Origin of the sequence: Kordiimonas sp. (genome assembly GCF_965216265.1) — a bacterium.
GTDB lineage: Bacteria > Pseudomonadota > Alphaproteobacteria > Sphingomonadales > Kordiimonadaceae > Kordiimonas.
Genome location: NZ_OZ244153.1, coordinates 2,904,838 through 2,916,851, shown reverse-complemented (window position 1 = coordinate 2,916,851; position 12,014 = coordinate 2,904,838). Strand labels below are relative to the sequence as shown.

Here is a 12,014-nt window from a genome sequence, read left to right as displayed (position 1 = left end):
CATCACAATTGGTCCTCCCTAGACCGGCTTGCATTGGGTGGGCACCCATGCATGTCTCTTGATTTTGAGAAGGCTAGTGGAGGCAGTGACAGGTATTCAATATTATGAAAATATAGCGCGACCCTATTCCGAAATATCATGCCCGGAAGGAAAAAATGGCGGTTATCCGGCGCTGAAGTAGGCCTTGCAGTGGTCGAGAAAGGCAGCTGCGGCCCGCGACATGGGGATTTGGGATGATGTCACAAACGCATATTTATGATCAATCGCCGGGCGGAAAGGCACAAGGCTGACACCCAGTCCCTTATAAGCCTGACCCATAAGCTCGTTTACAAAGGCCACACCAACGCCCTTTGCCGCCAACGCGCAGGAGGCGCCGATCGCATGGGTTTCCGCCTTCACATTCATCCATACCTTGGCTTCGCGGAAGGCATCTTGAAGCTGACGCTGGAACGCCTTGCCCTTGCCAAGCAGCACCAGAGGCTCGTCCCGCAGGTCCTTGGGAGTCAGCACCTTTCGGCCCTCAAGGGAGTGGCCTTTTTTTAGCACACACACAGTACCGGCGGTGACAATATGCTCAACCGACAGATTGGGGTGCGAGACGGGCAATTTCAGAAAGCCGCAATCCACCGCGCGGCATACCGCCTGCTCAACAATGGTTTCGTGGTTTCGGGAATCAATAGTGAACTTGATATCGGGGTGTTGTTCCAGAAAGCTGGCAATGGCACCTGCAAGCACACCCTCAACAAAACTTGGCGGGCCAACAACACGCAGTTGCCCCTTCGCCAGGTTCCTAAGGTCCTCCGCCAGAAGGCCGATGCGGTCAAAGCTCGACAGCGCCAGATCAACTTCCTGACATAGCTCAACAGCTTCCGGCAGGGGCGTAAGCCGCCCTTTGTCGCGGTAAAAAAGCTCAAGCCCTAGCTGGTCCTCAAGTTGGGCCAGTTGCCTGCTCACCGCAGATTGTGTCAGGCCCAGATTATGCGCGGCATCGGTCACCGAGCCTGTGCGCATAATCTCGCGGAAGCTTTCAAGGTGCCGTGATTTGGGCCGCATGTCGGTTCCTTTGCTGGGCTTGGCGCTAGGCTTAGTATTGGGCTTGGTATTGGGCTTAAAGTCTTGTTCAGCGCCACAATAAGCCAGCCGTTCACCTCATGCAAAAGCATTCCGATTTTAGCAAAAGCCATTCCTAAACATCATAGCATCATAGCAAGCCAGAAGCAGCCGTGCCCGGGCTTTAGCCTTCACACGCGCCGCCGCCCGGCCAACCTGCCCAGCCTGCGCCCCGTAGGGCGCGCCCCGGTGTGGCGCCGGTGTGGCTGCCGCCCTCAACCACCTGCACACCGTTGATGAACACATCGCGCACGCCGGTGGCATACTGCTGAGAGTTTTCAAACGTTGCGTGGTCGGTGATTGTATCGGCGTTGAAAATAACGATGTCGCCATAATAGCCAGGCGCGAGCATACCCCGCGCCTTAAGGCCAAGGTTATTTGCCGGAAATGCTGTCATGCGGTGCACCGCACTTTCAAGCGTGGTTGCCCCCACCTCGCGCACATAGTGCCCCAGCACACGCGCGAAATTGCCGTACGCTCTCGGGTGGGTGTTTGATTTGAGGAACACCCCTTCCGCCGCCGGGGCGCCCGCGTCTGAGCCAAATGACATCCACGGCAGTGCCACCGCGCGTTCCACATTCTCTTCGCTCATCATGAAATAGGCGACAGAAACCCGTGTGCCGTCTTCCACCACAAGGTCCATGGCGGTTTCTTCCGGGCTTGTGCCGCGCTTTGCGGCAACCTCAGCCAGTGTCATGCCGGTGTATTTTTTAAGGTCAGGGTTCTTGAAGCCCATCAAGAGCGCACCTTCCGCGCCGCCTGCAGCATCATAAAGGTTCTCCCACCCCTCACCCGGCGCTTTCATCTCCGAAGCCACACGGGCCCGAATTTCCGGGTCCTGCAGGCGTTCGCGCCATTTCTCAAACCCGCCTGCCTGCACCCATGTGGGCATGGCAGCATCAAGCCCGGTGGCGCCTGCCGTATAGGTATACATGTCTGCGGTGATACGAAGGCCTTCAGCCCGCGCGGCTTCAACCCGCGCGATAGCATCATCGATTTTGTCCCAATGCGCCTGACCGGCTTGTTTGAAATGATAAATCTCTGCCGGGGCGCCGCTGTTGCGGCTGATGGTGATCAGTTCGTCTATGGCCTCCAGAAGCCCACCACCTTCAGAACGCATATGGCTGATATACATGCCGTCGCATTTCGCCGCTTCGCGCACCAATGCTGTCAGCTCCTCCGTGCTCGCGAACGTGCCGGGCGCATATATAAGGGACGAGCCAACACCAAGCGCGCCTTCTTCCATCGCTTGCCGCACGAGGCCGCGCATGGTGGCCAGCTCCGCCTCACTTGGCGCCACATCGTCTTCGCCCAGTGTGTGCACCCGCACGGTTTCCGCGCCCACAAAAGACGCAATATTGGGCGAAATGCCCTTCTGCTCCATATAGTCGAAATACTCACCCAAGCTTGTCCACTCAATGGGGAAGCGCAGGTCGCCCTGCTGGTCAATCTTGGTCTTTTTCATGGCGTCATTGAGCGGCCCCATGGAGCTGCCCTCGCCCATCACCTCAAGGGTAACACCTTGCAGCACGTCAGACATACCGCGCCCGTCCACAATAAGGGTGTGCGGCGCCCAGCTAAGCATATTGATAAAACCGGGGGAGACCACATGGCCGCTGGCGTCAATTTCCCTGGCGGCTTTCGCCGGGCTTGTGCCTTGAGTAACAGCAGTGATTTTGTCACCATCAACCACCACATCACCGATGAACCCTTCAGCGCCGCTGCCGTCCACAATCAACCCACCACGGATGATGAGGTCATGCTGCTCATCGGTTGCGGGTGTGCACCCAACTGCTAAAGCTAGCGCCACAAAGGCGATGCCTGCGATCTGTTTGATACCTGCTGCCATTTTCATCTTGGGTCCCCCATATAGCCAAACTGCGCGTGTATTTGCGTGGTTCAGCATAAGGGCATTGGGGCACAAATGTATAGGCCGTGCGTATATGACTATGAGCAGTACATCCCGTGCATGCTAGGCCTTGCATCACCCGGCCCACATCTGCCATGATCCGCCCCGAAAATGAGGGGCACCAATGAGGCCCCCGTACATGAGAGAGCATACTATCTGCCTATTCCAGCAGGTAACCGGTTCGCAGGGAAAAGGCGTAGAGACACGGCATGATACTGCAAGAAGCAAAAGAGACCATCGCGCGGGTCCTTGACCCCATCGGATACGATCAGTTTTTTGACGAGATCTTTGGCCGCAAACATCTGGCCGTGATCGGAAATGATGTTGCTGATTGCCGCATGCTTTTGGGTGATGACCCCAAAAAAACCATCCTCAGTGGTTATGAAGATCATGCCCATACGCTGACCTGCCATATCCGTAATGCGGCCACGCCGCCGCCTATACCGCGCCGTGTGCCGGACGCGCAAGCCTATGCGGATCTGATCAAGGAATATCACGAGCGGGATTATACCATCCGTGTGCCGGATGCCACGAACCTAACGCCGGAGCTTGCAGCGTTTAACCGCGCCATTGATATCGTGGTTGGCAATCCCACCGGCACCGTTATTTTCTGGAGCGAAGGTGGCGCTGAAGCCCCGGTCCATGACGATGAGGTTGATGTCATCATCATCCAGCTTCTCGGGCAGAAAAAATGGTTCATCTCAAACGACCCGCCGCGCCTGCCAAACGACTGGAAGGCCCTTGGCGCCGGTGAACCACCCATGGGGCAATACAGCACCTATGACGTAAAGCCGGGTGACCTTCTGTATCTGCCGCGTGGGACCACGCACACGGTACAGTCCACCAGCGAAAGCATCCACCTTGCCATTGGCTTCAAGCCAGTGACGGTGAGAGATGCGGTGATGTCCATGCTGGATTATTTGTCTGATCTTGATATGCCGCTTCGCACCCAGCTTGGTGCCCGCGCCGATGCGCTGGCGCACAACCAGCTCAGCCAACTCATGGTACGCCAGATTGGCGAGACGCTTCAAAAGCTGCAGCAAGGCCTGCGCTCAGAAGCTTTCATCCGGGATTCGCTCGCGCACCGGCACGCAAAAATGCTGATGGAACTGCCAACCCTGCCCAAAAACACATTGGAAAAGCCGCTCACCGCAAACAGCGTGGTGCGCCAGCATCCGCTCGCTGCCGCCCGGTTGTGCGTTACACCCAACATCCTTGATTTCCGCCAACCGGGGACCTACACGCTCGTCCACCTTGGGGTGGAAAGCTCCATGCGCTACCTGATGAATACGCCTGAGTTTCGCGTGGGTGATATCCCCGGCGACGTGGGAGACGATGTGCGTATAGCACTTGTCAAAATGTTCGTGGAAAACGGCTATCTGACAGTGGTTAAATAAGGCCTAACCGGTCTCTCAGCTCTTGAGCCCACCTATTGGGTCTTGCCCATTTGCGCCAGCGCACGACCGTAAAGGTCGGTCATATGCTCGAGGATAGTAGCAAAATCATTTGACCGGCACTTGCCGCCGGAGAGCACATCAATGCGCCCCGTTTGCGCAAGCGAAAGCGAGATTGAGCCAGACATCATATGGTAAAACCAGTAGAAATCAGCGTCGGTCAGGTCAGGCCTTACCCTGTGCATCATCTTCACAAGGCGGTGCACCACACCGTCAAACGGCGTTTCCCCAATCTCCAGATCAGGGCTTGAGACAGTGCTATTCAGCTTGGCAACCAGTGCGCCATAATTCAGGTGCCCCGGTTCCCCCCGGATCATAAATTCAAATGTGGGTTTCAGGTAGGCGCTCACCAGCCCAACAGCGGTATACTCACCACCACATTCAGCTTCATAAGCATCAAGCGACGCCATGCGGCTATTGTTCACCATGTCCGCACGGCGGTCGATCACTGCGCGGAAAAGCGCGTCCTTGGTGCCAAAATAATAGTGCAGCAGTGACGTATCTGTGCCCGACGCCTTCGCGATCTCACGCAGCGTAACACCGTGAAATCCGCGCTGGGCAAACAGCTCCTCTGCTGCATCCAATATGCTTTCGCACGATTCCTCGCGCCGATCTGATTGCTTGCGGCGGCGCTGGCGCGGTTTCTTTATGTCTTTGTTTTCCGTCACGTGACCCATTGCGTCTGGCATACGCTTCCCCACATACTGCTTGGCTGTGTACCGCTTCCCCTCGGCTCCTTTTATAAGGTGCGCAAAGCGCTGGCGGTTGGCAAGCCTTATCTACATTTATTTATTGGTCAACTAATAAATAAATTGACAACAACAGCAAACTCATTCATCTGAGAAGGTGGAAGATCACCGCCTTGGGAAGGGGAAAGTCGATGAAGGTCAACGAATTTATCAAGCGGCAGCCGCTGCTTGTCGCCGCGACATCAATGATGGCGCTTATGGGCACCGGCGCGCCCGCCTTAGCGCAGGATCTGGCACAAACCAGTGCACAGGCTGATACGGTCTCTGACATCGATACGATTGTCGTAACCGCCCGGCGGCGCGATGAAAGCCTGATGGAAGTGCCCATCGCCGTGTCCACCCAAAGTGCAGAGCAGCTTGACCTCAGGGGCGCGGCAGACATTACGGCGCTTCAGCGCACCACGCCAAACCTCACGCTGCAGGTTTCACGTGGCACCAACTCAACGCTCACCACCTTCATCCGCGGTATCGGCCAGCAAGACCCGCTGTGGGGCTTTGAACCCGGCGTTGGCCTTTATGTGGACGATGTGTATATCGCCCGCCCGCAAGGCGCGATCCTTGATATTCTGGACATTGAGCGCATTGAGGTCCTTCGTGGGCCGCAAGGCACACTTTATGGCCGCAACACTATTGGTGGCGCGGTTAAATATGTCACCGCCAAAATGAAGGGCGAGCCTACTTTCCGCGCGCGCGCCAACCTTGGCAGCTATGGCCAGCATGACTTTATTTTCGCGGGCTCCGTACCGCTCAGCGACACACTTTCAGTGGGTGGTGCATTCGGGCTTTATAACCGCAACGGGTACGGCGAAAACCTCTACACAGGCGCAGACACCAACAACAAGGACGCCTGGTCAGGCCGCCTGAGCGTTGAGTTCAGCCCCACGCCGGACCTGTTTTTCCGTGCGTCTGCTGACCGCACAGTTGACACCTCAAACGCCAACCACGGCCACCGGGAGGCGGCATTGCCAGCAGCATATGCCGCACCACCCATCACCGACCCTTTCGGCTTTGATGTGCCTGCAGGTGCCTTTCCGGTGCAGGAAGGGGTTTATGACACATGGGCCGGGCTGGGTGACTACAACAAGGTTGTGACCGAAGGCATCTCTTTCCTCGCGGAATGGACCGTGAGTGAGACGCTCACCCTCAAATCCATCAGCGCCTACCGAGACGGTGTAACCACCACAGAAGGTATCGATTTTGATGGCACACCTGCCCCCATTCTTGATATCGCCGCGCCCGACACGGTGTATGACGACAACCAGTTCTCGCAGGAATTCCAAGCGCTATTGAGCTTTGGCGGCGTCAATGGTCTTGTGGGTGCCTATTATCTCGATGCTTCCGCCAGCGGGGGCTATGACACCATCATCGGGCTTGGCGCATCTGCCATCCCCGGTGCGCCAACACCAAACCTGACGCAAGGCACAAGCGGCACGGTGGATACCAAATCCTATGCCCTGTTTGCTGACTTTGACGTGGATATCACAGACAGGTTGAGCCTTTCCGTTGGTGGCCGCTGGACAAGGGACGAGAAAACCGGCGTTGTGTTCAAGGCCAACTACCTTGGCCTCGGCAGCCCGCTTTCTGGCGGCAATGGCATCCAGATCCAACTGCTGACCGACTATACCAACTCGCTTGTATTTGAAGAGTTCACACCACGCGCCAGCCTTTCATATGCGCTGACGGATGAGATGAATGTTTACGCTGCCTACAGCCGTGGCTTCAAATCTGGCGGGTTTGACATGCGCGGGGACGCCGTGGCCACACCAGACACGGTGAACGGCTATGAGCCTGAAACGGTAGACTCGTATGAACTGGGCCTCAAAGGCGCATTTTTTGAAAACCGCCTCACGCTCGCAAGCGCTGTGTTCTACGCGTCCTATAACGGGCAGCAGGTGACAAGCCAGCAGGTGAACGCAACCGGTTCTGGCGTTGTAAGTTTCATCGACAATGTGGGCAGCTCCACCATCAAGGGCCTTGAGGTTGAAGGCACCGCGCGCTTCACCGATGCCCTGAGCGCTGACTTTGGCCTTGGGTATATTGATGCCCAGTTTGATGAATATCTGGCCTATGCGCCAAACCCTTCCGCGCCACCCGCTTATGTCATCACCGATGTGGCAGACAGCCGCCAGTTCCAGAACACACCAAAGTGGAACGGTAATTTTGCGCTGAACTACCGCTATGACCTAGGTGATAACGGCAGCATCAACCTGCGCGGTGGCATGTCCTTCCGCAGCTTGTCATCCATGTTTGAAACACCCGCGCCTGAGATCGATCAGGAAGCTTATCAGCTTTATGATGTGAGTGTTGTGTGGACATCGGCTGACGACAGCTGGCGCCTTGGCGTGCATGGCCGCAACCTGGGCAACGAGAAATACCGCACCGGCGGGTATTATTTCCCCGGCCTTGCGTTTGGCGATTCGATCATCGGCTTTTACGGCCCGCCGCGCACCATCACCGCCTCTCTTGAATATCGCTTCTAAAAACAAGGGCGCCTGAAATTCATCGGGCACCCTGTAACTCTGGACGTTATATGAGCACTCAAGCTGATTTCACTGCCCTTCGCTGGCAATCCCATGACGGGCTGACGCTTGAAGCGCGGGACTATGCACCAGCCACACCAAGCGCTGAGGCCCCTATTATGTGCATTCCCGGCCTCACCCGCTCCGCGCGGGATTTTGACGAGGTGGCACCCTGGCTCGCAAAAAACGGGCGACGGGTGATTGTGGTAAACCTCAGGGGGCGCGGGCCATCGGCCTATGACCCCACCGGCCGCAGCTACAAACCCGCCACTTATGTGCGCGACATGCAGGCGCTTCTGGCCGACCAAAAGCTTGAAGCTGTGCACATCATTGGCACTTCCCTTGGCGGCCTTGTGGCCATGGGCATGGCTGCATCGAACATTCGGCAAGTGGCAAGCGTCGTGCTTAATGATATCGGGCCTGCGGTAGACCCGGCGGGGCTAAAGCGCATCGCGTCATATGCCGGTAAAACACCGCCTGTTGCCACATGGGCCGACGCAGTGGCCTACGCCAAATTTACCGGCGAAGCAGCCTTCCCTGATTTCTCGGACAAAGACTGGAAGAGGCTCGCTAAACGCACCTTCAGGGTGGGTGATGACGGCGCACCGGCTTTTGACTATGACCCAAAGATATTCAAACCAGCCCCCGCCTTTGCCATCAAGCTGGCCTCATTCCTATTGTGGCGCAGGTTCAAGCATATGGCCCGTAAACGCCCCACCCTTGTGCTCCGGGGCGCGATCTCGGATGTGTTATCCAATGAGACGGTCCAGCAGATGCATAAAGCGGCGCCAAGACTGGCCTCCAAGGAGATCCCCCATGTCGGCCACGCGCCAACGCTGGATGAAGCTGAAAGCCGGAAAATCCTTTCCGCCTTTTTCTCTCTCACTCCCTAGGGCTGGTCTATTGGCTACTCTTTAAAGCTTGATTTGCCAGAATGGCCGCGCCGCGGCTGCCGCTTGCGTCGCCAAATTTCGCACGGCGGATGATGGGTGACTTTGCATTATTGAAAAGATGTTCCTCTATCGCGCCTGACAGGCGTTCGGGTATGCCGTCAATCAGCGACACACCGCCGCCAAGCACAATGATATCCGGGTCGTGCAAAAGCACGAGGGTCGCAAAGGTTGAGCCCAGAATGTCGAGATAAACATCAAAGGTTTTCTCAGCCACTCCGTCACCTGCGCGCCACGCGCTCGCGAGCGTTGGCGCATCCGCAAAACTACCGCCAAAATACTGCTGCAGGAACATAAGGCCGGGGCCTGAGATATACCCCTCAACACAGCTTGGCAGCCCGCACCCGCACTGCCTGAGCGGCAGGTCGTACCGCTGCTGCATCAGGGCAGGCAGTGGAATATGGCCATATTCACCCGCGATGCCTTGCCGCCCCGCCTCCAAAACACCATCAACCACAAAGCCGCCTGCGGCCCCGGTGCCAAGCACAGCACCATAAACATTGCGAAAGCCTTCGCCTGCACCGCCTGTGGCCTCAGAAAGTGCAAAACAGCGACAGTCGTTCCCGATAGTGACCTTGCGGCCAATGCGGGCGCTGAGGTCGCGCCGTACGTTGCGGCCATTGGCAGCGGGGATATTTGAGCTAAGTGAGCGGCCCTCCGCGTCAATAAGACCAGGGATACCGAGGCCCACTGTGCCCTCAACCCCGAACTTGGCGTCAGCTTCACCTATAAGGTTCGCCAGTGTTTCAATGAAGGCATCATAGCTTTCCGTTGGTGTTGCTGTGCGCCACCGGTCCACAGCATTGAGATCATCTGCGTAAACCGCGATCTCAATTTTTGTGCCCCCAACATCAATGCCGTAGATCATGCCCTATCCTTCAAAGTCGTATATTGCCACACCCTGCACCACCCGGTTTACCTCACCGCTTGGGCAGGGGTTATCTGGTGTCACACCATGCGCGAGCGCGGTGTAAAATGCCAGCAATTGACAGAAAACGATATAAGGCAGCCCGAGCCAGATATCTTCAAGCCCGGTTTGCTGCACGGCGGGCAGCTCGGACAGGTCCCTCAGCGCCTTGAACTGGTTATCGCGCCTGAGCTCATCGATCAGATCATTATCATATTTGCGGGTATAAGCGTGGCTGCTCGGCAGTACCACCACGGCAGTGGTATCGTCCACCATCGACTTGGGGCCATGCCTGAAACCAAGCGGGCTTTCCGCATAGCAGTCAACACCGCCAGCGCTCAGCTCAAGCATCTTGAGCGCCGCTTCTGTTGCCACACCCATGAGGCAACCACTGCCAAGGTAAGCAATGCGCTTGAAGCCCGAGCCCGCAAGCGCACGGATATCATCCAGCTCGTGCAGGAGCAAAGCTTCGGTCACGTTTGAGGCGCTTTCAAGCTGAGTGCCACAGCCGGTAAATACACACAGCGTTGCCACAAGCATGGAGGTGTAGCTGCTGGTCATGGCGAAGCTTTGGTCCAGCGTGGCCTCAGGCATCAACAGGCAATAGCTGTTCTTGGCTTGCTCAGCCGCTTTCGCAAGCTCACCGTCCTTGTTGCACACGATCACAAGGTGGAAGCAGTTTTCAACAATCTGGTCAGCCAGTTGATACGCGCCCACACTTTCCGGGCTGTTGCCTGAGCGCGCATAAGAGATGAGAAGCGTGGGTTTATCCCGCAGCAACCATCCGTCCGGGTTCGCGACAATATCGGTGGTGCTGATATCCTCTACCCGGCGCGAGAGTGTTTTGCTGAGGTGCGGCGCAAGTGCTTTGCCCACATAAGCCGACGTGCCTGCGCCGGTGAGGATGATGCGCAAGCCTTCATGCGCCAGCACACCATCAAGCCAGGCGTCAAGCGCGGTACGGTTGGCCGCGATATCCTTGCACACCTGCTGCCAGGCGTCTGGTTGCTGGGCAATCTCACGCGCGGTCCAATATGCGCCGTTCGCACGCAATGTCTCTTCAGTGATGTTTAGAAATTCAGTCATAAACGGGTGTTTTTCTTTCTGGCCAGGCGTGCTCAAGGCCGCACGCTTCGGCATATGTTGCTGTCACCTGCCTGATTTTGGCTTTCACCAATTCCTTTGCCTTCAGCTCCAGCCGCCCGGCTCTCACCTCCCCATACTCAAGGGGCATAAACTGGCTGATGAGCGGCAGCGGAATGGTGGTGGCATCCAAATTGGTAAACAGCTTTTCCACCGCCTCAGCCACATCACTTTGCGGCCAATAGTAGCGGATACGGTCGCTATAGCTATAGCGGCGATAAAGCGCCTGCCGCTCCGGTGTGCCTTCATAAAAGCGCTGCCAGTTCTTCGGCTCGCGCAGCATGGCCGCCTCGCACACGTCACGCAGGTTTGAGCGAGTGCCCGCGGGGATGATGGCGTCCTCAATATAGCTCAAGGCAAACAAGGCTTCCCTCAGCGCAAAGGTAAGCTGTGGCCCCACCTTCAAAATCGCAAAATGATCGCGCACCAGCGCCTTATAACTCTCCGGCGCCTGATAATCGGTGGAATGCGCTTCAAACACCACATTGTCCACCGTATCAATCAGGCCCTTGAGGGCGGTCGCCGCCTCCGGCACATAATCAATGACGGCAGTGTGATCAAATTCAACACCCGGCTGGACGACAAGCCCGACCACACGGGTCCAGACCGATGGGAGGCCCGCCGCCTCAAACGCCTTCTTATGGGCTTCAAGCGTGAGACGTGCGCGGTCTGGGGGGGTGACCTCGATGGTTGTGATCTCCTCATCCGCCCCGCCGGGTGGCGGCACTTCCGTGCCAATAATGTAGACGATATCGCTATCGCCAAACTTTGATTTTGCGGTGCTCTCCGCCACAGCGCACAGCCGTGCGGCCCGGTTCGCGATCACGGCATCCGAAAGCGGAACCTCATCACCCGCGCAGGGCATGGAGCAGTCCAGATGGATCTTCTTGAACCCCGCTGCCACATAGGCTGCGATCAGCGCTTCTGACTTTGCCATGGCCGCATCCGCGCCCTCAGCCTGCCAGCACACCGGGCCAAGATGGTCCCCGCCCAGCATCACGCGGTTCATGGGGAAGTTTTTTGACGCTGCGATGCGCGCAACAAAGGCAACAAAATCGGCCGGTTTCATGCCGGTATAACCGCCAAACTGGTTTACCTGATTGGCCGTGGCTTCAATCAACACGGGCGTGCCATCAGCCATCGCCTGCTCGATCGCGGCTTCAATCACCAGCGGATGCGCGGAGCAAATGGAATAGATGCCCTTAGGCTCCCCCCGCCTGTTCGCCGCAACGATGTCTCTTATTGCCTGCATGTCGTAATCCTTGAATTTATG

9 protein-coding genes are annotated in these 12,014 nt (G+C 57.0%); 3 read left to right on the top strand and 6 right to left on the bottom strand.

Annotated features, from left to right (window positions below; genetic code table 11):
- Positions 1–162 precede the first annotated feature (162 nt).
- Entirely contained in the window at positions 163–1,053 is an 891-nt protein-coding gene (locus ACOOGA_RS13560) for a LysR family transcriptional regulator (protein WP_417460044.1), read from the bottom strand.
- A gap of 181 nt (positions 1,054–1,234) precedes the next feature.
- Positions 1,235–2,959, bottom strand: a complete 1,725-nt coding sequence (locus ACOOGA_RS13555) for an N-acyl-D-amino-acid deacylase family protein (RefSeq protein ID WP_420430677.1) — start codon at positions 2,957–2,959, stop codon at positions 1,235–1,237.
- A 269-nt stretch (positions 2,960–3,228) separates the two neighbouring features.
- On the opposite strand from ACOOGA_RS13555, the gene ACOOGA_RS13550 reads away from it, so the two are divergent.
- Complete coding sequence (locus ACOOGA_RS13550) at positions 3,229–4,416, top strand: JmjC domain-containing protein (RefSeq protein WP_417460043.1); 1,188 nt, start codon at positions 3,229–3,231, stop codon at positions 4,414–4,416.
- Between the two features lie 32 nt (positions 4,417–4,448).
- Here ACOOGA_RS13550 and ACOOGA_RS13545 read toward each other — a convergent pair whose 3' ends face one another.
- Positions 4,449–5,162: a TetR/AcrR family transcriptional regulator gene (locus ACOOGA_RS13545; protein ID WP_417460042.1), complete on the bottom strand. Its 714-nt coding sequence runs from the start codon at positions 5,160–5,162 to the stop codon at positions 4,449–4,451.
- Between the two features lie 191 nt (positions 5,163–5,353).
- On the opposite strand from ACOOGA_RS13545, the gene ACOOGA_RS13540 reads away from it, so the two are divergent.
- Complete coding sequence (locus ACOOGA_RS13540) at positions 5,354–7,702, top strand: TonB-dependent receptor (protein WP_417460041.1); 2,349 nt, start codon at positions 5,354–5,356, stop codon at positions 7,700–7,702.
- Positions 7,703–7,752: 50 nt separating this feature from the next.
- On the top strand, positions 7,753–8,634 hold the full coding sequence (locus tag ACOOGA_RS13535; protein WP_417460040.1) for an alpha/beta fold hydrolase: 882 nt from the start codon (positions 7,753–7,755) through the stop codon (positions 8,632–8,634).
- Between the two features lie 7 nt (positions 8,635–8,641).
- Here the strand turns inward: ACOOGA_RS13535 and ACOOGA_RS13530 are convergent, their stop codons facing one another.
- Genes ACOOGA_RS13530 through ACOOGA_RS13520 form a run of 3 tightly spaced genes read right to left on the bottom strand, consistent with a single transcriptional unit; the run spans position 8,642 to position 11,993 of the window.
- Entirely contained in the window at positions 8,642–9,559 is a 918-nt protein-coding gene (locus ACOOGA_RS13530) for an ROK family protein (RefSeq protein ID WP_417460039.1), read from the bottom strand.
- A 3-nt stretch (positions 9,560–9,562) separates the two neighbouring features.
- Entirely contained in the window at positions 9,563–10,684 is a 1,122-nt protein-coding gene (locus ACOOGA_RS13525) for an SIS domain-containing protein (protein WP_417460038.1), read from the bottom strand.
- Positions 10,677–11,993, bottom strand: coding sequence for a D-tagatose-bisphosphate aldolase, class II, non-catalytic subunit (locus tag ACOOGA_RS13520; protein ID WP_417460037.1), 1,317 nt, complete (start codon positions 11,991–11,993; stop codon positions 10,677–10,679). Before ACOOGA_RS13520 ends, ACOOGA_RS13525 begins: the two co-directional genes overlap by 8 nt.
- Positions 11,994–12,014 lie beyond the last annotated feature (21 nt).